Genomic DNA, 23,497 nt, shown 5'->3' with positions numbered 1-23,497 from the left:
ATGTTCGAACAAAATGTGACTTCTCCATTTATCACTAACGCTCATGTTCAGTCACAAGAGAAACCGCAACCACTTCGCGATGCAGTGAAAAAAGCTGTACACCACTACCTAAAACAGCTGAACGGTCAGGACGTACAAGACGTTTATGAGTTGGTTCTTTCTGAGCTTGAAGCACCACTACTTGAAGAAGTAATGACTTACACACGTGGTAACCAAACTCGTGCTGCCATCTTACTGGGTATCAACCGCGGTACACTGCGTAAGAAACTGAAAAAGTACGGCATGAACTAATCGGTTCCTGTCCACATTGAAAAAAGCACCTTAGGGTGCTTTTTTTGTTTCCCCTACTCTCTGACAGATTGTTGCCGCAAACAAAACACTTGCTAGCCATTAAACAAGGACAGCGACGAACAACCTTTGTTTTTCTCAATCTCACTCACGCATTTTCAATCGTTTTCTGAGCCAAGTTAAGCTAAAATACAGCCCTTCTAAGCTAGCCCTTAACTTATCATTGAGGAAACCTGAACCATCATGGATATACATCGTCCAATTCGTCGCGCGCTGCTGAGCGTGTCTGACAAAACCGGTATCGTTGAATTTGCCCGCGCCCTGAGCGAGCAAGGCGTTGAACTCTTATCAACAGGCGGCACCTGTAAACTCATCGCCGAAAACGGCATTCCTGTTACTGAAGTATCTGACCACACTGGTCACCCGGAGATCATGGACGGCCGGGTCAAAACCCTACACCCGAAAATCCACGGTGGTATTCTGGCCCGTCGCGGTCAGGACGAAGGCGTGATGGCAGACAACAACATCTCAGCCATTGATATGGTGGTAGTCAACTTATACCCCTTTGCACAAACTGTTGCAAAAGCTGACTGCTCACTGGAAGATGCGATTGAGAACATCGACATCGGCGGCCCGACTATGGTGCGTGCTGCGGCAAAAAACCACAAAGATGTGACCATCGTTGTGAATGCAGCCGACTATGACCGTGTTATCAACGAGATGAAAGCGAATAATGGTTCAACTGAATACAAAACGCGCTTTGACCTGGCAATTGCAGCTTATGAGCACACCGCTCAATACGACGGTATGATAGCAAACTACTTCGGTAAAATGGTCCCGGACTACACCGAAGAAGCCGCTGAAGAAAGTAAATTCCCGCGCACCATCAATATGCAGTTCACCAAGAAGCAGGATATGCGCTACGGTGAAAACTCACACCAGGACGCAGCCTTCTACGTTGAAAACGACATTGAAGAAGCCTCAGTGGCCACTGCGAAACAGATTCAGGGCAAGGCACTGTCTTACAACAACATCGCTGATACCGATGCGGCCCTTGAATGTGTCAAGAGCTTCTCAGAGCCAGCCTGTGTGATCGTTAAGCACGCTAACCCGTGTGGCGTGGCAGAAGATAAAGACATCCTGAGCGCCTATGACCGCGCATTCAAAACCGATCCGACCTCAGCATTTGGTGGCATCATTGCCTTCAACCGTGAACTGGACGCTGATACGGCAGAAGCTATTATCTCACGTCAGTTCGTTGAGGTGATCATCGCGCCTAAAATCTCTGATGCGGCAGCACAAATTGTGGCAGCGAAGAAGAACGTGCGTTTGCTGGAATGTGGTGAATGGCAAACGGCAACAACCGGTGTCGACATCAAGCGTGTCAATGGTGGCGTCCTGATCCAGGACCGCGACCAGGGCATGGTGCAGGCGAGCGATTTGAAAGTCGTGTCTAAGCGCCAGCCAACCGAGCAGGAGCTCAAAGATCTGATGTTCTGCTGGAAAGTCGCTAAATTCGTTAAATCGAATGCAATCGTTTATGCACGCGATGGCATGACCATAGGTGTAGGCGCCGGCCAGATGAGCCGCGTGTATTCTGCGAAAATTGCCGGTATCAAGGCCGCAGATGAAAACCTGGAAGTCAAAGGCTCTGTGATGGCGTCCGATGCCTTCTTCCCATTCCGCGATGGCATCGATGCCGCAGCCGAAGCAGGGATCACCGCGGTGATCCAGCCTGGCGGCTCAATGCGCGATGAAGAAGTCATTGCCGCAGCCGACGAAGCGGGCATGGCCATGGTCTTCACCGGCATGCGTCACTTCCGCCACTAATCGATGAGCGCGAAACCTTCACCGTTTCGCGCTTTTTGTTTGCGCTAATTTCCAGTATTGTGAGTCAAAGACAATCACAATAATGACAGTGAAGGAACTGACTATGAAATTTGCCATTAAATCTATCATCGCAGCAGGTATTCTGACCGCCCTGAGCGGCTGTAACAGCACCACAGACAGTGGCGCATCCAGCGAGATCACCTCGGCGGTTGCAAGCGCAGAGCGCAAAGCGGATAACCGTGCTCGTGACCAGTATCGTAACCCGGAGCAAACCCTGGCGTTTTTTGGCTTACAGCCAAATATGACGGTAGTTGAAATTGCCCCAGGTGGCGGCTGGTACAGTGAAATTCTGGCACCCGTTGTTAAAGGCCAGGGCACACTCTACGCAGCACATTTCCCGGCGAACAGTGAAGGTTACTACAAGCGCTCACTGGATGGCTTTAAGCAAAAAGTGGCAGACGATGCACGCTTCAGTGAAGTCAAGATCACCGAGTTTGCACCTGGCACGCACACCAATATTGCACCTGCGGGCAGCGCCGATATGGTTCTGACTTTCCGTAACGTGCACAACTGGTATATGCGTCAGGGCGACGAAGGTGTGCTGTCGGCATTTCAGTCATTTAACAAAGCACTGAAGCCAGGTGGCATTCTGGGTGTGGTAGAACACCGCTTACCTGAACACCGTGATGATAAAGATCAGCAACGTTCTGGTTATATGAAGCAAAGCTATGTCATCGACCTTGCTAAACAGGCTGGATTCGAATTAGTTGCAAGCAGTGAAATCAACGCCAACCCGTTGGACAGTGCCAACCACCCGAAAGGCGTGTGGACTTTACCACCACGTTTAGCTTTGGGTGACGAAAAGGCCGAACAATACAAGGCCATCGGGGAAAGCGACCGAATGACCCTGAAATTCAAAAAGCTTTAATAGGAATCAATTGCCATGAATATACTCGTCATTGGCAGCGGTGGCCGTGAACACGCTCTGGCGTTCAAGGCTGCACAAAACCCATCTGTAAAAACGGTCTTTGTTGCCCCGGGTAACGCAGGCACAGCGCTTGAGCCAAAATTGCAAAATGTCGCCATTGGTGTGGAAGACATCGATGCACTATTGGCCTTTGCCAAAGAAAACAAAGTTGAGTTGACCATTGTTGGCCCTGAAGCGCCACTGGTGATCGGCGTAGTAGACCGCTTCCGTGAAGCTGGCCTGGCTATTTTCGGTCCGACGCAGGGCGCCGCTCAGCTGGAAGGCTCTAAGTCATTTACTAAGGACTTTTTAGCACGCCATCAGATCCCGACGGCGGCCTATCAGACCTTTGAAGAAATAGAGCCTGCGCTGGCTTACGTGAAAGCACAAGGCGCGCCTATTGTCGTCAAAGCAGATGGCCTGGCTGCCGGTAAAGGTGTGATCGTGGCAATGACCGAAGCCGAAGCCGAAGAGGCCATTCGCGATATGCTGGCCGGTAATGCATTTGGTGACGCCGGTAGCCGCGTGGTGATCGAAGAGTTCCTCGAAGGTGAGGAAGCCTCGTTCATCGTGATGGTGGATGGTAAAAACGTCCTGCCATTCGCCACCAGTCAGGACCACAAGCGCGCTTACAATGGCGATGAAGGCCCGAACACAGGTGGCATGGGTGCCTACTCTCCTGCCCCAGTTGTGACCGCAGAGATCCACCAGCGCATTATGGATGAAGTGATCACCCCGACCGTGGAAGGCATGGCAGCTGAAGGCCACCCTTACACCGGCTTTTTGTATGCGGGCCTGATGATTGCCGCAGACGGTACGCCGAAAGTCATTGAGTACAACTGTCGCTTTGGTGATCCTGAAACGCAACCTATCATGCTACGTTTGCAATCAGATCTGGTTACGCTGATTGAAGCAGCTAACCGTCAGGAGCTGGATCAGACTGACATTCAGTTTGATCCTCGTGCTGCTGTGGGTGTGGTGCTGGCAGCCAAAGGCTATCCGGGCAGCTATCCAAAAGGCGATGCCATCTCTGGTCTGCGTGTTGCTTACCCGGAAGGTGAAAAAGTTTTCCATGCAGGTACTAAGCAAGATGGTGACGCTGTGGTTACCGCAGGCGGTCGTGTACTGTGTGCCACCGCTTTAGGTCACACAGTAACAGAAGCGCAAAAGCGCGCCTATGCACTGGTGCAGGAGATAAACTGGGACGGTGTTGAATACCGTACCGATATCGCCTATCGCGCCATTGCGCGCGAGCAATAAGTTAAAAAACACCAAACCGGGTCTCTGACCCGGTTTTTATTTTCCCGCCTTTGTTCACCTCCAGGTCACGCTTTGTTAGGATAGCCGATTTCAACCATCTTTAGGGGCGTAAAGATGCAAGGTACTCTACGTAAGATGCAGGCACAATTGAATTGTGCATCGGCACCAACCATAAACTATCAGCTGCCGGTAGGCGACGACCTGTTGCCACTGAATGACTTAATTGGCAAGCGTCTGACGCTCACCTTCAGCGGCAATATCTTCTGCTGTAACTGTGGCAAGAAAACCAAGAAAAGTTACTCTCAGGGCCACTGTTTTGTATGCATGAAAAAGCTAGCCAGCTGCGACATGTGCATCATGAAGCCTGAAACCTGCCACTATGATCAGGGCACCTGCCGCGAACCTGAGTGGGGTGAAACCCACTGCATGATCCCGCATTATGTCTATCTGGCGAATACCTCAGGGCTGAAGGTCGGGATCACCCGCCACACCCAGATCCCAACCCGCTGGATAGATCAAGGTGCCACCCAGGCAGTGCCTATCTTCAAAGTCCAGACCCGCTTGCAATCTGGCTTAGTGGAAGTGGCATTGGCAGAGTTTATTGCCGATAAAACTAACTGGCGTAACATGCTCAAGGGTATTAATCCTGAGCTGGACCTCAAGGCCTCGGCGGCAGAGCTGATCCCTCAGATCCAGGCTAAGCTGGATGAACTGGCCGAACTGTTTGGCGCCACGGCAATTGAGCGCCTCGATGAAGAAGTGGTAGACCTGACCTTCCCAGTTACCAGCTATCCGAGCAAAATAAGCTCTTTTAACTTTGATAAAGAGCCGGTGGTCAGTGGTATATTGCAAGGCATTAAAGGTCAGTATCTGATCTTTGACACGGGTGTGATCAATATCCGCAAGTTCACCTCATACGAAGTCTCGGTCAGCCTCGACTAGATAGCACTGACGGGCGCTTAGCGCCCGCCTGCCAGACGCCGCAGCGGGGCAGCTTCAAGCCCCCGCTGTGAGCGATAAAAATTCAGCCAGTCTGACTGAGGTAATGGGCGGCAATAATGATAGCCCTGCATGGTATGGCACCCCAGCTTTTGCAAAAACTTTTGCTGCACTGATTTTTCGACCCCTTCCGCCACCACATGTAAATTAAGCGCCTTGGCCATGGCCACAATCGCCGTGACAATTTCGCTGTTACCATATTCATCGGGTATTTTAGCGATAAAACTGGCATCAATTTTTAGTATATCAATGGGCAGCTTGGTCAGATAACTCAGCGCCGAATAACCCGTGCCAAAGTCGTCCAGCGCAATCGAGACGCCCAGACTCTTGAGTTTCTTGAGCAGCACCTTAGCATCATGCAAATTACTGACAAAACTGGTTTCGGTCAGCTCCAGCTCCACATAACGACCGTCCAGATTGTGCTGCTCCAGCGCTTTGGCCATGGTCATCACCAAGTCGCCCTGACTGAGGTGGCTGGCCGAAATATTAATGGCAATGCGGCGTATATCCAGCCCCTCTTTCAGCCATTGCGCCATTTGTCGGCAGGCTTCGTTGATCACCCACTGGTCGACCTTCACAATCAATCCCAGTTCTTCGGCCAGCGGGATAAACTGGGCCGGTGAGATGGTGCCCAGGTTGGGATCCTGCCAGCGCAGCAAACACTCTACACTCATGATCCGGCCACTGGTCAGGCAGCGCAGTGGTTGATAATGCAGTTCAAATTCGCCCCCTTCCAGTGCACTTTGGAAGCGGCTTAACATCGACAGTCGCTCTAATGAGCGGGCGTTCATCGAGGCCTTGTACAACTGAAATGAATTGCGCCCTAACTCTTTGGAGCGATACATGGCGACATCTGCATGTTTGAGCAAGCTTTCACTGTCAAGGCCGTCTTCGGGATAGATGGCCGCCCCCAGCGATGCCGTGGCCGCGACATTCAGCTCCCCCAGTGCAAAGGGCACACTCAGTTCACTGAGCACCTGATCGGCAAAGCTGACCACGTCGTCCATCTGCTCCACTTCGGTGAGTAGCACCACAAACTCATCGCCGCCGAGCCGCGCAAGCGTATCGCCCGGCTTGAGAATGGCCTTGATCCGCTCACTCACCTGACTGAGCAGCTTATCCCCGGCACTGTGGCCTAAGGTGTCATTGACCTCTTTAAAACGGTCCAGGTCAATGAACATCACGCTGAGCTTATGCTTATCCCGCTGCGCCGAGGCCAGTGCCATAGACAATCTGTCGTAGAACAAGCGGCGATTGGGTAGCCCGGTTAACTCATCAAAATAGGCCAGCCGGGCAATTTTTTCCTCGGCATTTTTACGTTCGGTAATGTCGCTAAAAATAGCGGCATAAAGCACATCATCGCTATAGGGTTCATTGATCTCAATAATGGTCAGCCACTCAACATAGACTTCACCATTTTTACGCTTATTGCAGATCTCCCCCTGCCAGACGCCTTTATGGCGCAGCTCCTTCCACATGCGCTCGTAGTAATCCTGGCCATGCACACCTGAGCTGAGAATACTGGGGTTTTTACCCAGTACCTCATAATCCTGATAGCCCGTAAGCGCGCTAAACGCCGGATTGATTTGGATGATCTCACCATTGGCGCGGGTGATCATAATGCCGTCGAGCGACGCGTCGATGATCCGATTCGCCAGATAGAGGTTTTTTTCCGATTTTTGCAGTGCCAGATCTCGCTGTGCAAGGACTTTTTCCAGCTCGCTACAGTAGGCCGTTTCTATTTCTGTCAGCACATTTTTTAGCGCCAGTAAGCCCATCACAGCATCTGAGTCGGATTCGCGGATCACCAGGTGGCGAATGGAGCGGGCCGTCATCAGGCGGTAGGCATCAAACAGGCTGTCTTTGGGTGTCATGGATTCCATAGGATAACTGGCCAGCTCCCAGCAGGGCATACGCCAGTCCTGGTTGAGGATCACATAAGCCACATCCCGCTGTGTGATAATGCCGTATTCAGCCAGCGCTTGATTGTACACCAGCACCGCAGTGGTTCTGTCCCGGCGCATCGCATGAATGGCTTCGGAAATACAGGCCTCAGCATCTAAAGTGCTGATCTGAGATTCAAAATGATCTTCAATAGGCCGAAAGTGCAGGTAATGATCCAGTCCCTGATTGCGCACAATATCAGACAGAGACACAACCCCCTGCGGCTGATTATGGGCATCTTTCACCAGCAGATGGCGGATCCCCAATTGATGAAACTTGATGGTGGCTTCGCTGAGCGTTTGATTGATTTGAATATCATGCACCGGCGCATTCATGATGTTGCCAATGGCGGTCTGTGCCAGACCACTGTGTTCAAAGTCCAGACTCACGCAGTCGGACTCTGTCCAGATCCCGACAATTTTACCGTCCTGCTCAATAAATATTGAACTGACTCGCCGCTCTCGCATCAGACTCAGCGCGTCGTATAAACGCGTGGTGTAGTCACAACACAGCAGGTTGTGAGAGTAAACATCTTTAATTTGCAGTTGACGTGTATCGCCCATCATAAGCACAGCCTCGCTTTCAGCCAATCTAATCGAGTATAATGGAGACAATTTAAACAACCTTGACCAAGAACAAATAATGACAATAAAGTCCTACCCGTTCCTATTATGGTTAGACCAAAGTCTCGCTTATGTCCGCAGTGAAGAGGAACTAACCGAAATGTGCCATTATGCGGGCCCTGACGAGGGGATCTGTATCTATCCTGACGGCCGTTATCTGACCCGCTCAGGGCAAGCGGCAACGCCCTTGTCGGCCGATGCACTCACCCGTTTAGTGCAACAAACCTTAGTGCAGGAAGGCCAGTGTTGTGTCTCCAAACTCAGTGAATGTAGCGTAGAGGATGCTTTTAAGCTGTTAGAAGATATTCGCTGAAGAGCAACCTCAAGGCGTCTAGGCTTCTGCCAGCGCGCGGATATGGCATTCCACGCTACGGCCAAGCGATGACAAGTCGTAACCGCCTTCAAGGTAGGAAATGATCCCCCTGCAAGATTGCGCTTTGGCCAGGGCGATCACTTGCTCGGTAAACCAGATATAATCCTGCTCAACAAAGCTCAGGCCCCCCATGTCATCCTCCAGGTGGGCATCAAATCCGGCGCTGATAAAGATCAGCTGAGGGGCAAACGCCTCGAGTCTGGGCAACCACTGTTGTTCAACCAGCGCCCGAAAGTCGCGTCCGTCACTGCCCGCAGGCAACGGGGAATTTAACACTGAGTCGGTATTCTCAATCGCCGTATTCGGATAAAAAGGGTATTGAAACAAAGAGCAGAACAGCACCTGAGGGTCGTCGCGGACGATATCCTGCGTGCCATTGCCATGATGCACATCTATGTCCAGCACCGCGATACGCTCCACCCCCTGTTGTTTCGCATAAGCGACCGCAATGGCCAGATTATTGAATACACAAAACCCCGACGAACTATGCTGATTAGCATGATGACCGGGCGGGCGCACTGAACAAAAAGCCGCATCCAGGTTGCCCGCAAGCACCTCATCAACGGCCAGGAGTCCGGCTCCCACGGCGCGCTCAATGGCTTTCATGGAATCCGGACACAACCAGGTATCACCGTCCAGCTCAGCCAACCCAGACTCGGGCAATGCCTCATATACCCGGGAGATATGTGCCTGGTCGTGTACCCGTGCTATGTCTTCTACTGTTGCCTTAGGCGCTGTTTTATATTCAATGGCCACGTCCAGGCCAGACGCCAGAATGCGATCAGAAATCGCGTCCAGCCGCTCAGGGCACTCCGGATGATCCGCAATCATTTTATGTTTACGACAAAGCGGGTGTGTGATCAGGGCCGTGCGCATAGCAAAATCAATCCTTCGTTGAATGATAACCTGAGTGTATCAGAGCAACGCCAGAGCAGCTCTGATACTTTGGTGTAACATGAAACTTAGCTTTCTGGCAGCGGCTTTGCCCGCAGTTGCAGATTATGAAAATCAAAACTAAAGTCCGTGATATCCGGGTTCACCCAGGACATGCTGGCGGCTTCAACCTGTTGCGATGGCGACATAGTAAACTGGATATAGGCATCGGCTTCCAGCATAGGCTGCTGCCACTTTACAACAAAGGTATTGCCACTGTGATGCACCAGCTTCCCTTTCAGCATCGCTGTGTGAGTAAAGTCGATATGCAACTGGCCATCCAGCTCTTCAACAATCACCTCGCCATACCAGGGGCTGATCAGAGTACCCGTATACACCTGATTGGCCAGCGCCGGTTGTGGGTTGTCGACTTTCACCACGCCCGCTTCGCGATAGGTTTCTGCGCGTTTGGCATAATAGCGCTCAGCGGTTTCTTTCACCCAGTCTCGCTCTGGCAGGCCCAGTGCGTCTTCGAACACTTCATTGATGATGGCGGTTAAAGCCGGATAGACCTGCTGGTTTGACAAGACCACCACACCAAGCTCTTTGCCCGGTATCATAGCTACCTGAGAGACCATGCCCAGGATCCCGCCGCCGTGCCCTACCTTTTTATGACCAAAATAATCTTCAATGGCCCAGCCCAGGCCATAGCCCCTGAATTGTTGCTGGTAGTTTCTTTTGCCCTCGCTACTGGGTTTGCGCATAATGTGCGGCAGCCACATCTGTGCTTGCTGCTCGTCACTGAACAAGCGTTTGCCATCAGGCATCTGTCCCTGAGACAACTGAGTCAGCAGCCAGCGGCTCATATCATTTGCACTCGACGCAATCGCGCCGGCACCGCGAAAATCTTCCAGATAGTCGATGAAAAAGGGCGTCAGCTGACCTTCCCAGTAAATACTGCCAGTTGCCCAGTTTTTATTCTGCTCGGGGATCCGAGCAAACCCGGCTTTGGATGTCTGCATGCCCAGTGGTTTGAACATACGCTGCTCGACAAAAGTGCGCCAGTCCTGTCCTGTTACTCTGTGTACCACTTCGCCTGCCACCACAAACATCAGGTTGTTGTAGGCATATTCACTGCGAAAGCTGCTGTTGGTTGGTAAATGTGCAATCCCTTCGAGCAACTGAGCCATGCTTTTATCCGTATCCGGCCAGATCATCAGATCGCCTGCGCCTTTACCCAGCCCACTGCGGTGGCTCAGTAAATCCCGGATGGTCATTTCACGTGTGGCGTAGGGGTCGGCCAGACGAAACTCGGGGATATGTTTAATCACTTTATCATCCCAGCTCAGCTTACCTTCATCCACCAGCATCGCCAGCGCCGTCGCCGTAAATGCCTTACTGTTAGAAGCAATACCGAACAGGGTATCCGCATCAACCTTATCCTGATTTGCAATATGGCGCACACCAAATCCCTTGCTCAACACCACCTGGCCGCGCTCGACCACGGCCAGTGCAATGCCCGGTATATGGAATGTCTCCATGGCCTCAACCACCGCTCGCTCGACATCCGCAACGTTCACGCCAGGCACTTGCTGCTGCGCCAATGCCGGGGTACTGCTCACAAACAATAATGCGGCCGCGATCAGGCCTTTGCCAAATTGGTACTTCATGTGTAATGCTCTTCCTTATTGATAAATAGACAACTCCCGACGGGTTCTGAGGTAATCCAGATCCAGGATACACGGCTGCTGTGCTAGCAGCTGCTGATACGCCGCGGGAAATTGATGATGTTGAACGCCCCGCAGCACATGCTCCAGATACCAGGAAAACGGCAGCAGGTCGTTATGAAGTTGTTGTGTGATATAGCAGTGCGCCGCCGTTAAGGTGCCACAGGCACGCACCACCTCAACGCACTGGCGCTGATAGCCTTCGCCTTCAATACTATCCAGCTGCGTCATTTCTTGCTCAGTTAACGCATAGAGCACACCATGTACCTGCGCTTCAGCCCGGCTATCAGGTTCAATAGAACATTTGGCCGAGCCATCCTGACCGAGGTGGCGAAAACCCAGTGTGTAGCCAGGTAAGTGAGCCGTGCCCAGCAATTGAGCGTGTGGCAAACGCGCCTTCAGCCGCGCTGGAGTTAAATTTGAACCAAAGGCAAAGTTCAGTAATGCTCTTGATGCCATGACTTCTCCCAACGTTACAGAACTAACCTGAGCGCCAGCAGAAGCAAAATCACGCCGATCCCGCGATCAAACCAATGTCCGGCACGCTGAAAAAAACGCCGAACCGCCGCTTTGCTCAGCACCAGTGACAGGAATGAAAACCATACCCAGGTGGCCAGCGCCATATATAAACCGTAGAAAAGTTGTACGGACTGCGGCGTGCCGGGATCAATCACCAAAGTAAACAGCGAGAGGAAAAACAACGTGGCTTTTGGGTTCAAAGCATTGACCAAAAAGCCACGGCGCAGCGCTTTCATTCCACCCTCCTGAGTGAGCGGCTCTGCTTCTGCGGGCTGTGGCCCGGTCGCTGCAGCGCTTGCGCGAAGTGCCTGAACTCCCATATATGCTAAATAGGCCCCCGCCAGATATTTAAAGGCATTAAACAGCTCCGGTGATTGCGATAACACCAATGCGACGCCGAGCAGGCAATAGGTTACATGCACTAAAATCCCCAGCCCGACCCCGACACTTGTCATCAGCGCATTGCGCCGACCATGGTTAATACTTTGCTTGAGGACGATGGCAAAGTCAGGCCCGGGACTTGCGACGGCAAAAAAATGTGCCAGTGCTATCAGAATAAACTCATCCAGGTAAGGCGACACGGCTGCGCTCCTCTAGTGCCAGTAAAACCGGATCCGGGGACGATTTAATGATCTCCCGCAGCTGCTTTTGGGCTTTTTTATACAAGCTTTTAAGATGTGGTTTCAGGTGTCTGGCACCTTGATATTGGGGTTTAAAATAGCACACCAGGGCATGTACAAACACCGTTTCGGCCTCACTGAGTGCGGCCTGACGATTGGCATAGGCGTTATAACAAGAACCACATCCACCTCTGAAATGATAGGCACTGTTGCTTAACATCACACCAAAGCCCATGAACACCGCCAGGACATCAGCGGCAACAGGCAAGTGTTCCTGGCCACCCGGCGGTAACTTACCCACCTGGTGGATTAATATCATTGCCAGAGAGCCCGCTAAACTCGCAACCATATCCTGTGGCTGATTTATTTGGTTAGGGTTGTACGACAACGCAATCGGCAACGCTGGCTGCTGCACCACGGCAACGTGTTCACCGCGTAGCCCCCCACTTAACGTAAAACTGGGGAAAGTCTGCTGCATCGGCATTTGTTGGGGTGGCAGCAGTGCGATTGGCCAGTGCTGCAACCCGGCATAATCACGCACCCGAGCAAAAACGATGTGCGCCATCTGCTCAACACTGCTCACCTGATCCGGGAAGTCCTGCACGGTGGGCTCGACAATGCGTGTGTGTTTAAGAAAGAAATCCACATCAAAGTGTTCAACCGCCCAGCCAAACAAAGCAATTAACTGCTGAGCCTGAGCCTCATCCAGTAGCGGTTTAGATTTAAATATCGCCAGCATACTATCCTGTTGTCCTTATAACTGCATGCCACAGCTGAAACGCCTGTCAGGGGCGGCCTGATTGCCACACTAATCACTTGGCAGTGCAAGAAAAGATTCATATTATATTGCCATATTAGCGATAATTATCTTGTGATACCATGCCCCATCTCATCATTGAACATTCAGAACACCTGAATATTCCCATTAGCCAACTCATTCAGGCCGTCCACCAGGGCGCCGAGGGCACACAACTGTTTGACCCCGCAACTATCAAAACCCGGGCAATTGCCTATGCCAATTACCAGTTAGGTGGCACACACCAGGGCTTTATTCATGTTCAGGCACATATCATTGCAGGACGCAGCCTGGCTCAGAAAAAGCTACTGAGCGAAACCTTGTTGAATGCACTGTACAGAGTATGCGGTGACGAGCCGCTTAATCTCAGTGTTCACCCCTATGATTTGCAACCCGAGATCTACTACAAGAACTAGCATATAATGTCGCGTTCCTGAGCTGATCTCGGCTCACCCGCAGCAACCGGCGGGTCGTATCCAATTAACAGAGCAACTACTATGAAATTCCCCTGTCGTTTAGATAAGTTTGTCAGTCACACCAGTGAGCTGCCGCGCAGTAAAGTCAAAATTGGGATCAAAAAAGGCCTGGCCGTTGTCAACGGCGAAAAAATCAGCAAAGCCGACCATACCATCCAACAAAATGACAAGGTCGAATGGGAAGGAACTCAGCTGGTTTATCTGGGTAAACGTTACTATATGCTGAACAAACCGGTCGGTTACGTGTGTGCCAACCAGGATGACCTGCACCCCACCGTTTTCGAGCTGTTAGACGAGCCCAACTTAAAAGATTTTCATGTTGCGGGACGATTAGACCTGGATACCACCGGACTGGTTTTAATTACCAATGACGGCGACTGGTCTCATCAAATTACCTCACCCAAAAAGCAAAAGTTCAAAACTTACCTGGTTGAAACGCAAGAAGCTCTTACCGAAGAAGCCCTTGAGCAGTTGCGCCAGGGGGTGACTCTGCATAACGAAAAAAACCTCACCCAGCCCGCCATAGCGGAGCAGCTGGATAAGTATTCACTGCGCTTGTCCATCTGTGAGGGCAAGTATCATCAGGTAAAACGTATGCTGGCCGCCGTGGGTAATAAGGTTGTGGAACTACACCGTGAGAATGTCGCAGGCATCGAACTGGATCCCCAACTGGCTGCCGGAGAGTACCGTTTACTCACCGAGGACGAAATTAACATAATTAATGCAAGGTAAAACGCTGTCACCCCCTATAGTGAGGAAAAATCATCTAAAACCCCGGGCTTAATGATGCTTTTCAGCTTTCCACAATAAGGATTTCGTGTTAAATCATTAAGTCAGGTTCTGCTACAGGGGCATCACGTGTTTTCATCATTCACTTTAAGAACAAAAATCATTCTATTTGCAGCCTCCATTTTTACCGCGCTTATCCTGGTTGCGATCGTTGGGCTGCAATCTCTCAGACACGCCAGCGAAACTGATAACATTGCGCGCATCAATCAGCTGATGAAGAGCACAGCTAATATCGTGTTGCAATTCGAAGGGTTTGTGCGCAGCGGTGACCTGACTGAGGCACAAGCGAAAACCCTGGCCTCACAAATCCTCAGGGAAAATAAATATCACGACTCTGAATATGTGTATGTGGTCGACAGCAAACTTAATTTTATCGCCGCTCCCCATGATCCTCACCTTCACGATACCAGCTTTAACGACTTCAAAGATGCCAGTGGCAACAGCATTGGCCGAATGGTAGAGCGCCTGGTCGGCTCACAGACGAACCGTATTATTACCTACAACTGGACATCACAGCGCAACGGCAGCGTTGCCGACATGACGTCTGTGGTACAAAAAACACCGCTGTTCGGCTGGTATGTTGGCACCGGGATAAGCTACCAGGAAGTCGACGAGCGCTATTGGGATACGGCAATCTGGCTGGCATCTTTATCCCTGCTCATTGCCGTTGCACTGACTTTTGCGTTAACCCGCTTCGGACTGTCGCTATCTAACAAGCTGGGCGCGGAGCTGGATGACGTGCTGAAAATTGTTCAGGAAGTGTCCCGCGGCAATCTGACATCGAAAATCCGCAGTGACAATGCGAAACCAGACAGTATTCTGGCGGGGATGGAATACATGCAGCAGGGGCTCAAAGGCGTAGTTGGCGGACTCAAGTCGGTTAGTGATTCACTCAACGAGCAAAGCCACAATGGCGAAGCTCGTTCAAATGAACTGGAATCACTCACCCGCAGCCTGAGCGAAGAAACTCAGATGGTTGCCTCTGCCATTACCGAGCTCACCGCCTCCGCTCAGACCGTAGTAGAACATGCTGAACAGGCAGCAGAATCTGTACAACAAGCTGAGGGTCAGGGACAAAGCGCCGATAAACTGACGACCAAAGCCTCTGAGGCAATAGCCTTGCTGGAACAGCAAATCGATAGTGCCGGCAATAATATCCAGGTGCTGGATGAGGAAGTAAAAAACATTGCCAATGTATTGAGTGTGATCCAAAGCATTGCAGAGCAAACCAATCTGCTGGCGCTGAATGCCGCGATTGAGGCTGCCCGAGCGGGTGAGCAGGGGCGCGGCTTCGCCGTTGTGGCCGATGAAGTCAGACAGCTGGCACAACGCACACAGACCAGCACGGAAGAAATTCACACCATGATTGGCAATCTGCAATCCGCAACGCAGGAAGCCAAGGCGTCGGTCACACTCAGCATCGCCACCAGTGAAAAAACGGTGACTATGTCGAGTGAGGCCAGTGACGCACTGAAACGGGTAGCCGAGTCGCTCAGTGCCATATCGCAAATGAGCGACCAGATTGCGCAAGCAGCCAAAGAGCAGCTGGCAGCCGGAGAAGACACCGCTCAGCGCGTTGTGACCATCTCAGATACCGCCAGCCAGACTGCACAGGTCTCGCACCATGCCCATCAGGCAACTGACAGCATTACGGCATTGACCCACCAGCTGGAAAAAGAAATGGCAAAATTTAAAGTTTAGTTGTTTAGTTAATATTCAGATTTTCAAGTAAAAAAAGTGAAACCAAAAAATAAATTAACATTAAATTAAAGTTATATGAAAAATTTCATTTCACTTTTCTGGTCTTGGTGGTAAATTTATTAACCAGAGCTTAATAGACTTATGTTGTGTTGTATGAAATTAATCATATATGATAGGTCTGAAAGCACACCCTATTCATCAGAGTTGCGTCGCCAAAATTTGCACGTAATTCTATGATGAATGAGCAAAGGCGGAAGCTGTGCCTATACTCTAAGAAGCAGACTAGCCAGTTTATGTAGTCGTTTTGGTTAGGCCAACAACAATGACATAAGGAATATCGATATGAAAACTCTTTCATTCACTGATTGCCAAAAAGTCGCTGCCGGTTCCAGTGTGTTACACCCTGTACGGCCCAATGCCCAGCAAACTTCCCAAAAAATAGAGATAAAACGTACTCCGACATGACAAAGGATTTATCGATCAAAGACCTACTACTACCATACGTCGTGATGGTAGTAGTTATTTTTATTATGCAGGATGCAACCTATGTGTTCATCCTCTCTTGTATTGCGATCATCTCACTGGTGTTCCTGATAGGATTACGGATTAAGGACATCAATATTTGCGTGCTTGCAATGATGAACTTATCGTCCATTCTGATAGAAAACCTGCTGTTTTCCACTGGCCTGATCAGCCTGTACTCTGAAGAAGAGAATCGCCTGCTGCAAAACAGTGTGATATTCGGCCTCTCCATGGCCAGAGAGCTGTTGATCTTAGTGCTGCTCACCTATCGCGTTGAAATCACCAAATGGCTGTTTCCCAAGCACCAGATCCGTGCCACCTTTGCGGATAGCATGATGCCCTGGCTTTATTTGATTGGCGCGGCTATCAGCTTTTTCGCCCTGATAGAAAACTATTTCCGTAATGCCAAAGGCTACGACATCACTTTCTTCTTCTACGCCTTTGAAATTACAGGCTACCTGATATTTTCCACCATCTGTGCCATGCTGGTTGCGCTCACGGTGATCTCTTACAAAGAAGCTTATGAATTGAAAGTACCTTCGATTAAAAAGCGCAGTTAAGATGCAAAGGCAAACCTGTTTAATCAGTCGGTGTGGAAGAACGGGTTGTCGAGATATATCGGCCGTGCAGTGCTCAAAAAGGAAAGATCAAAGTAACGCGCCAATAGCTGCCGATACTCGCCACTTTCTTTCAAACGCGATAGTCCCAGTGCCAGTTTTTCTGCCAGCTGTGGTTGTTGTTTGTTCACAAAAAAGTAGAAATGTGCCGGATACGACAGATAAACGCCGGGGAGCTTGACCAAATCAGTGGCCGACTGTGCCGCCAGCTCGGAATCTACCTCTATCACCGAGCGGGGAAAATAGTCCGCTTTTTGCGTCAGGATCAAGTCAAACATCGCCTGATAATTCACGATCGGCCTGACCTTTAAGCCATTGGCTGCCAGTATTTTTGTATCGGGCCAGTCATGCCCTTGCACAGCAACCAGCTTGGCCAGGGCCGCTTTATCCTTTACAGCCTCAAAACGGGCCAGCTGTGCGCGATGAACCAGCAAGGCACGCTTGCCGATCAGACCATCAAACAGGGGGAATTTAACCGCAATTGCCAGCTTTTCTCGCGCCGGACTCGACATGCTCCAGTGTAAGTCAACTTCGCCTTTACTCAGCGCGAGCAGGGTGCGTTGCTGATGAGGATGCACCTTAACATGCTGGATATCAACCGGATATTCGGCCGCTTTGAGGGATAAGTCGAGCAATTCATAAAGGAATAAATCGCGGTCATAGAGGGGACGCATTTCCTTGGCAACATAGATGCTTGGTTTTGCTTCGGCAACCACACCAAGCAGTATTAGCATCAGATACATAACCCGTTTTACCATACACCACCTAGCCCACATTGAATTATCAGTGCTGCAATTTGGCATCCCAGACACTGGCGTTGCTGACTTTCAAACTACACCTTAGCGTACTGAACTGCAACAATACTCACGCGAAATCGCTGCTGACTGCGTCCAGGCGTACTACGGGTGCGCTGGGCTTACGGCGGTTGCAGACAAACAGATAACTATTGCGGTATCGTTTGGCCTCTTTTTTGGCATCCGTTGCCAATGCGGCAACCTGATGACTGTTGCTGCAGGATTCTACGTCCGGAGAGACCAAACCGATCGATAACGTCAGTAAAGGGACAAATTGTTTCTGCCCTTCCCGGTTACTGGCCCAGTACCCGCCGGCCGCCACATGCTCCGGAGTGAAAAAAGCTTTAGACTGGGCTTCAAAGCGTTGGATTATCTCATGGCATAAAGTCTCGGCATCGTCATTGTCAAACACCACCATAAAATCATCGCCACCGATATGGCCCACAAAACAATGACTGTGCTTGCACACAGCCACAGTGACTTCGGCCAGCAACTTTATCACGCTGTCGCCACTGGCGTACCCATACAGGTCGTTAAACTGTTTAAAATGATTGAGGTCGATATAGGCCAGTGAAAACCCGTGCATGGCGCGCAGGCGCTGTTCAATTGCTTCATTGATAGCCACATTACCCGGTAACATGGTCAGCGGGTTGGCGTGTTGCGCATGGCGAATTTTTTCATCGGTAATATGTTTGAGAATATCCCGCAGCGGTGCCAGGCCCAGGTAGCGCCCTTCCCGGGTAATAATAATGTGCCGCCGGATATCGAACTCATGTTCAGTGATCAGCTGGCTGACACTGTCGAGCTGCTCCTGCTCATCCACAATCAAAGGCTGCTTATCCATCAGCTCTGTCACCGGCTTTTTATCGAATAACGCATGGCCATAAGGGGCTGCGAAGACTTCGGTGAGCTGATCCCGGTGCAACAAACCCACCGGCTCTCTGGCATCATTCACAACCGTCAAACTCATCAGTCGTTTATCCCGCTCAAAATGCCGATGCGCATCGAGGCACTGGGTACAGGTGTGGATCGCAGCCACATCCTTGGCCAGCCAGCCAATCGCGATGGACTGCTCAAACGGGTTATCTTTATTGTCAGTATGGCGATGCTGGGCCAGATTAATCATCTCGCAGTTAGGATGCTCACTGGGTTTGGCCAGTAGATATCCCTGCGCGTTCACTATCCCCAGTTGCTCCAGCAAAGCGAGCTCTTCCATACGCTCGATACCTTCTGCAATGACCGCGGTGTTGGTTGCTTTTGCCAGTTCAATAATAGATTTCAGAAACTCTCGTTTGACGATGCTCTGGTCGCAATAATCAATAAAGTAGCGATCCACCTTAACAAAATCAGGGCATAACTCAGACCACTGTTTTAGTCCCGAATAGCCCGCCCCCAAGTCGTCAATGGCAATGGTGAACCCCAGCTGGCGGTAATGGGCAATGGTTTTTAACAGTAAAAAGCCATCATCCACTTTATCCTGCTCAGTCACCTCAATCACTATGCGGCTGGCGGCCAGCCCAGCCTGTTCAACCAGATGCAGGGTTTCGCCTTTGGGATGACGTGGATCCAGCAAGGCTTTTGGACTGACATTCAGAAACAGCTTACCGGGGAGTTGTTGCGCTACAAATTGCGTGATCGCTCTTTGGCGGCATAATAATTCCAGCTCGGACAGCCGGTCATAGCGACTGGCAGCCGCAAACAGGCTGTCTGGCTGCTCCAGCGCAGAGCCTCGCTTACCACGGCTGAGCGCCTCAAAGCCGAGCACTTGCTCCTTTGCCAAGTCATAAATTGGCTGAAATGCCGTGTATACGGCCTGGTTTGCGATGATTTCATCCAAAAGGATCTGCGTTGAGTCCACTGCTCGATGACCAAGATGAGAGTTGATTGATAATCGAACAAATTAACAATTTTACATGACAGTTATATGTCAAAAGGACGATTGTACCTAATTTGTTGTTGAATCATTTGCAACTTCCAATGACTCAGCCGCTGTCTTGGCGCGCGCAAATGCCAACCTGACTTGCTCAACATGGGCCATTAATTCGACCAGATCCAGTTCAGCATCCAGATATGCCTCATCATCGCTCAGCCCCGCTTTGGCCATCACTGCCACTTTGGCGGGGTGGACCAGTAACTCCTTTGGGTGATAACACACGGGATCAGCCAAAGTCGGCAATGCTTGGGCATCATGATAGTCCTGCTCAAGCTGCTGTAAAGTCAGCGTCGGTAGCGTTTGGGTAGCGCCAAGCACGGCATCCAGGTAAGCCCCGCATTGAGGATAGGCCTGGTTAAAGTGTGCCAACACGGGACCTGCTTCGTGCATTAAATCCTCAGCCTGTTGTGCTATGGCCTCAGCTGATGTCTGGATCCGAATATTGGTAAGCAGATCGCTGGCGATCAGCCGGTAGCGGTGCAGTGTATCCTGAGGCTGGATGGGTGTTGGCGTACTCGCATTTGCCTGCTCGGCTTGCTCCGAGCAGCCAAGTAACGCCAGGCCGATCAGTGCTGTTAATTCCTTTCGCATTCGCTGTGCTCCTGTGGTGACAAAAAAGCCGCGATACAATCGCGGCTTTTTATTACATTGCTGGTTGATTATGGCATGGCATCCAGATCGGCGCCTTCTTTTTCCACTTCAACCGGGATCAAATCTTCTTTACTCACGCCCATGGCCACCGCCACAGAGCTGGCCACATAGACCGACGAGTAAGTACCAATGAATACACCGAACAGCAGCGCTGTGGCAAAACCATGGATAGTCTGGCCACCCCAGACAAACAAGGCAACCAATACCAGAATGGTCGTGATTGACGTCACTAAGGTACGGTTTAGCGTCTGAGTCAGTGAGATATCGATGATCTCCAGCGTATCGTCAATGCGCACCTTACGGAAGTTTTCACGGATCCGGTCTGATACAACAATGGTATCGTTGAGCGAGTAACCTATCACGGCCAGGATAGCGGCCAGAATGGTCAGGTCGAACTCCAGTCCCAGCAGTGAAAACAGACCCATGGTCAGGATCACATCGTGGAACAAAGCGGCAACCGCGCCCACAGCAAAGCGCCATTCGAAACGAAACGCAACATAGATAAGGATACACAGCAGTGCGGTCAGCATTGCCAGGCCACCCTGCTCTTTCAGATCCTCACCCACGCTCGGGCCAACAAACTCGATGCGGCGCATCTCAACATTGCTGTCGACCTGTTTTAGTGCGTCAACCAACTGGTTACCCAGGATCTCGGCTTTCACGTCATCGCGCGGTGCCAGACGTACCAGTACGTCCTGGCTTGAACCAAATAACGTCACCGACGCATCCGGGAAACCATTTTCAGCCAGCGTGCTACGCACTTTCGGTAAGTCGGCAGGCTGAGAAAAACCCACTTCAACCGCCGTACCACCGGTGAAATCCAGACCCATGTTCATGCCTTTGTAAGCCAGGCTGAAAACAGACGCCAGGATCAGTAGCGCAGAAAACGCCATCGACACTTTGCGCGCCGCCATAAAGCGGATAGTGTCTTTGATTCTTAATAACTGCATGTCCGTCTCCTAGATTGAAAGCGAGTTAATACGCTTGCCACCGATGACCGCATTGATCACCGCACGGGTACCGACGATAGCCGTAAACATCGACGTTAAAATACCAATCGCCAGCGTTACAGCGAAGCCTGCTATCGGACCTGTACCTACAGAGAAGAGGATCACGGCCGCGATCAGCGTGGTAATGTTGGCGTCGAAAATGGTGCTGAAGGCACTGTCATAGCCATGGTGAACCGCTTGCTGAGGACTGCGCCCTTCTGCCAGCTCTTCACGAATACGCTCAAAAATAAGCACGTTAGCATCTACCGCCATACCGACGGTCAGTACGATACCGGCGATACCCGGTAAGGTCAGCGTGGCACCTGGGATCATCGACATAACGCCCACAATCATGACCAGGTTGGCAGCCAGCGCCAGGTTGGCAACCAGACCAAAGCCTTTGTAGTACATCAGCATAAATGCCAGTACGAAGGCAAAGCCCAGCACAACGGCTGTCATACCAGCCTGAATGTTTTCCTGACCCAGGCTTGGACCCACAGTACGTTCTTCAACGATCTGGATAGGCGCAACCAGCGCACCTGCACGCAGCAACAGGCTCAGATTATGGGCTTCTGCTGGCGTGTTGATACCGGTGATCTGGAATGAGCTGTTCAGACGGGCCTGAATGGTGGCCACGTTGATCACTTCTTCCACTTTAATTGGCGGCAGGGCCTTACCATTTTTGTCGACTTTACCCGACGGCTTGTATTCGATGAATACGGTTGCCATAGGCTTACCAATCGCGCGCTTGGTAAAGGCACTCATTTTCGCACCACCTTTGCTATCCAGATTGATGCTTACTTTTGGACGCTGATACTCATCCAGGCCAGACTGTGCACCGGTAATGTGCGAGCCTTCCAGTACCACACGCTTTTTCACCACGACCGGATAACCGGCCTGGTGCATAATCACTTCTGAACCCGGTGGTACGCGACCTTGCGCCGCGGCGCGGGCATCAGCATTTTGATCTACTTCGCGGAATTCCAGTGTTGCCGTCGCACCTAAAATTTCTTTGGCACGTGCGGTATCCTGTACACCAGGTAACTGAACGATAATACGCTCAGCGCCCTGACGCTGTACGTTAGGCTCAGCAACACCCAGCTGGTTGATCCGGTTACGAATGATGGTTTCGTTTTGCTTGATGGCGTAGTCACGCAGCTCTTTGATTTTTGGCTCGCTCAGCGTCGAGAAAAATGCCAGACCATTGCTGCTGTCATTGATAAACAGGTTACCCGGGTAGCGGTTTTTCAAAAAGCGCTCAGCCGCATCGCGGTCTTCATCAGAGCGCATGACCACCTGAATGCGATCGCTGTTGGCAACACGACGAATAGAACGATAACGTAGTTTTTCTTCTCTTAGATCGCTCTTATAGTCCTGCTCCATCTGCTCAAATGCTTTGTCCATGGCCGTCGCCATGTCAACTTCCATAGTGAAGTGAACACCACCGCTCAAGTCCAGGCCCAGTTTCATTGGGTTAGCACCCAAATTCTTTAACCACTCAGGCTGTGCCGGGGACATGTTAATGGCAGAGATATAATCTTCACTCAGGGTATTGCGCAGCAGGTCTTGCGCTTTGAGCTGATCTTCAACGTTGGTGAAGCGGATCAGTACCTGGCCATCTTCAAGGGCCGTTGATTTGACAGTGAGGTTATTGTCTTTAAGTGTTTTATTTACTTGGTCGAGCACACTGAGATCGGCATTGGTACCTTTAGTACCAGAAACCTGTATGGCCGGATCACGGCCATACAGGTTAGGTGTAGCGTATAAAATACCTACGGCCAACACAGCGAGCACAAGTAAATATTTCCACATTGGATACTTGTTTAACACTGGATCATCCTTATTGCTGGTTTATAGCGACTTCATTGTGCCTTTCGGTAACACCGCTGAAATTGCTGATTTTTGTACCGTAACTTCGGCCTGATCATTCAGGGCGATCACGATAAAATCTTTGTCTTCTGCAACCTTAGTGATTTTACCAACCAGGCCACCCTGAGTAAGCACTTCATCACCTTTGGTCAGCGCACCCATCAGATCTTTGTGCTCTTTGACGCGTTTTGCTTGTGGGCGGTAGATCAGGAAATAAAATACCAGACCAAAAATACCCAGCATGATCAACATGCTCCACTCGCCACCGGCTGGTGCTGCGGCTGCCGTGCTGGCATGCGCGCTAGACATAAATAAGCTCATAGCTCTTCCTCATTTA

General features: G+C 50.9%; 22 protein-coding genes. 10 read left to right on the top strand and 12 right to left on the bottom strand.

Going from position 1 to position 23,497, the window contains the following annotated elements:
* The 5 genes from fis (at position 1) to C3B51_RS08730 (ending at position 5,287) form a co-directional block, all read left to right on the top strand.
* A complete protein-coding gene (fis, locus tag C3B51_RS08750) occupies positions 1-291 on the top strand; it encodes a DNA-binding transcriptional regulator Fis (protein WP_010374122.1) in 291 nt (96 codons plus the stop codon).
* A gap of 240 nt (positions 292-531) precedes the next feature.
* Complete coding sequence (purH, locus tag C3B51_RS08745; RefSeq protein ID WP_130244788.1) at positions 532-2,118, top strand: bifunctional phosphoribosylaminoimidazolecarboxamide formyltransferase/IMP cyclohydrolase; 1,587 nt, start codon at positions 532-534, stop codon at positions 2,116-2,118.
* A gap of 103 nt (positions 2,119-2,221) precedes the next feature.
* Entirely contained in the window at positions 2,222-3,046 is an 825-nt protein-coding gene (locus C3B51_RS08740; protein ID WP_130244787.1) for a class I SAM-dependent methyltransferase, read from the top strand.
* 15 nt (positions 3,047-3,061) lie between these two features.
* Positions 3,062-4,345, top strand: coding sequence for a phosphoribosylamine--glycine ligase (gene purD / locus C3B51_RS08735; RefSeq protein WP_130244786.1), 1,284 nt, complete (start codon positions 3,062-3,064; stop codon positions 4,343-4,345).
* 114 nt (positions 4,346-4,459) lie between these two features.
* On the top strand, positions 4,460-5,287 hold the full coding sequence (locus tag C3B51_RS08730) for a DUF2797 domain-containing protein (protein WP_125716720.1): 828 nt from the start codon (positions 4,460-4,462) through the stop codon (positions 5,285-5,287).
* A 17-nt stretch (positions 5,288-5,304) separates the two neighbouring features.
* Here the strand turns inward: C3B51_RS08730 and C3B51_RS08725 are convergent, their stop codons facing one another.
* Positions 5,305-7,854 (bottom strand): EAL domain-containing protein, encoded by a 2,550-nt coding sequence (locus C3B51_RS08725; RefSeq protein WP_130244785.1) that lies wholly within the window; start codon positions 7,852-7,854, stop codon positions 5,305-5,307.
* 76 nt (positions 7,855-7,930) lie between these two features.
* On the opposite strand from C3B51_RS08725, the gene C3B51_RS08720 reads away from it, so the two are divergent.
* Positions 7,931-8,224, top strand: a complete 294-nt coding sequence (locus C3B51_RS08720) for a DUF4144 family protein (RefSeq protein ID WP_130244784.1) — start codon at positions 7,931-7,933, stop codon at positions 8,222-8,224.
* 18 nt (positions 8,225-8,242) lie between these two features.
* On the opposite strand, the gene C3B51_RS08715 is transcribed toward C3B51_RS08720, so the two are convergent.
* From C3B51_RS08715 to C3B51_RS08695, 5 genes are all read right to left on the bottom strand, one after another.
* Positions 8,243-9,160, bottom strand: coding sequence for a histone deacetylase family protein (locus C3B51_RS08715; protein WP_130244783.1), 918 nt, complete (start codon positions 9,158-9,160; stop codon positions 8,243-8,245).
* Positions 9,161-9,246: 86 nt separating this feature from the next.
* Positions 9,247-10,827 carry a serine hydrolase gene (locus tag C3B51_RS08710; RefSeq protein ID WP_130244782.1) on the bottom strand — a complete coding sequence of 527 codons (1,581 nt, stop codon included), beginning with the start codon at positions 10,825-10,827 and terminating at the stop codon, positions 9,247-9,249.
* 15 nt (positions 10,828-10,842) lie between these two features.
* A complete protein-coding gene (locus C3B51_RS08705) occupies positions 10,843-11,343 on the bottom strand; it encodes a gamma-glutamylcyclotransferase family protein (RefSeq protein ID WP_130244781.1) in 501 nt (166 codons plus the stop codon).
* 14 nt (positions 11,344-11,357) lie between these two features.
* A complete protein-coding gene (locus C3B51_RS08700) occupies positions 11,358-11,984 on the bottom strand; it encodes a LysE family transporter (protein WP_130244780.1) in 627 nt (208 codons plus the stop codon).
* Complete coding sequence (locus C3B51_RS08695) at positions 11,965-12,762, bottom strand: hypothetical protein (protein WP_130244779.1); 798 nt, start codon at positions 12,760-12,762, stop codon at positions 11,965-11,967. The genes C3B51_RS08700 and C3B51_RS08695 overlap by 20 nt, the downstream gene beginning before the upstream one ends.
* 140 nt (positions 12,763-12,902) lie before the next feature.
* Between C3B51_RS08695 and C3B51_RS08690 the strand changes: the two genes are divergently transcribed.
* The 4 genes from C3B51_RS08690 (at position 12,903) to C3B51_RS08675 (ending at position 16,867) form a co-directional block, all read left to right on the top strand.
* Positions 12,903-13,235 carry a 5-carboxymethyl-2-hydroxymuconate Delta-isomerase gene (locus C3B51_RS08690; protein WP_125716728.1) on the top strand — a complete coding sequence of 111 codons (333 nt, stop codon included), beginning with the start codon at positions 12,903-12,905 and terminating at the stop codon, positions 13,233-13,235.
* A gap of 81 nt (positions 13,236-13,316) precedes the next feature.
* A complete protein-coding gene (locus tag C3B51_RS08685) occupies positions 13,317-14,027 on the top strand; it encodes a pseudouridine synthase (protein WP_130244778.1) in 711 nt (236 codons plus the stop codon).
* A 126-nt stretch (positions 14,028-14,153) separates the two neighbouring features.
* A complete protein-coding gene (locus C3B51_RS08680) occupies positions 14,154-15,785 on the top strand; it encodes a methyl-accepting chemotaxis protein (protein ID WP_130244777.1) in 1,632 nt (543 codons plus the stop codon).
* Positions 15,786-16,246: 461 nt separating this feature from the next.
* Entirely contained in the window at positions 16,247-16,867 is a 621-nt protein-coding gene (locus C3B51_RS08675; protein ID WP_125716731.1) for a hypothetical protein, read from the top strand.
* 23 nt (positions 16,868-16,890) lie between these two features.
* Here the strand turns inward: C3B51_RS08675 and C3B51_RS08670 are convergent, their stop codons facing one another.
* The 6 genes from C3B51_RS08670 to yajC form a co-directional block, all read right to left on the bottom strand.
* Positions 16,891-17,682 (bottom strand): substrate-binding periplasmic protein, encoded by a 792-nt coding sequence (locus C3B51_RS08670; protein WP_130244776.1) that lies wholly within the window; start codon positions 17,680-17,682, stop codon positions 16,891-16,893.
* A gap of 106 nt (positions 17,683-17,788) precedes the next feature.
* A complete protein-coding gene (locus tag C3B51_RS08665; RefSeq protein WP_130244775.1) occupies positions 17,789-19,576 on the bottom strand; it encodes a bifunctional diguanylate cyclase/phosphodiesterase in 1,788 nt (595 codons plus the stop codon).
* Positions 19,577-19,663: 87 nt separating this feature from the next.
* On the bottom strand, positions 19,664-20,242 hold the full coding sequence (locus tag C3B51_RS08660) for a hypothetical protein (protein WP_130244774.1): 579 nt from the start codon (positions 20,240-20,242) through the stop codon (positions 19,664-19,666).
* A 68-nt stretch (positions 20,243-20,310) separates the two neighbouring features.
* The gene (gene secF, locus C3B51_RS08655; RefSeq protein WP_125778691.1) at positions 20,311-21,252 is read right to left on the bottom strand and encodes a protein translocase subunit SecF; all 942 of its coding nucleotides are present in this window, start codon (positions 21,250-21,252) and stop codon (positions 20,311-20,313) included.
* Positions 21,253-21,261: 9 nt separating this feature from the next.
* Positions 21,262-23,121 carry a protein translocase subunit SecD gene (gene secD, locus C3B51_RS08650; RefSeq protein ID WP_125716735.1) on the bottom strand — a complete coding sequence of 620 codons (1,860 nt, stop codon included), beginning with the start codon at positions 23,119-23,121 and terminating at the stop codon, positions 21,262-21,264.
* A 21-nt stretch (positions 23,122-23,142) separates the two neighbouring features.
* Complete coding sequence (gene yajC, locus C3B51_RS08645; RefSeq protein ID WP_046004309.1) at positions 23,143-23,481, bottom strand: preprotein translocase subunit YajC; 339 nt, start codon at positions 23,479-23,481, stop codon at positions 23,143-23,145.
* Positions 23,482-23,497 lie beyond the last annotated feature (16 nt).

The sequence above is a fragment of the Pseudoalteromonas rubra genome (assembly GCF_004212645.1).
Taxonomy (GTDB): Bacteria; Pseudomonadota; Gammaproteobacteria; order Enterobacterales; family Alteromonadaceae; genus Pseudoalteromonas; species Pseudoalteromonas rubra_G.
Note: the sequence above shows the minus strand (reverse complement) of the source record. Positions and strands in the feature narration are given on the sequence as shown.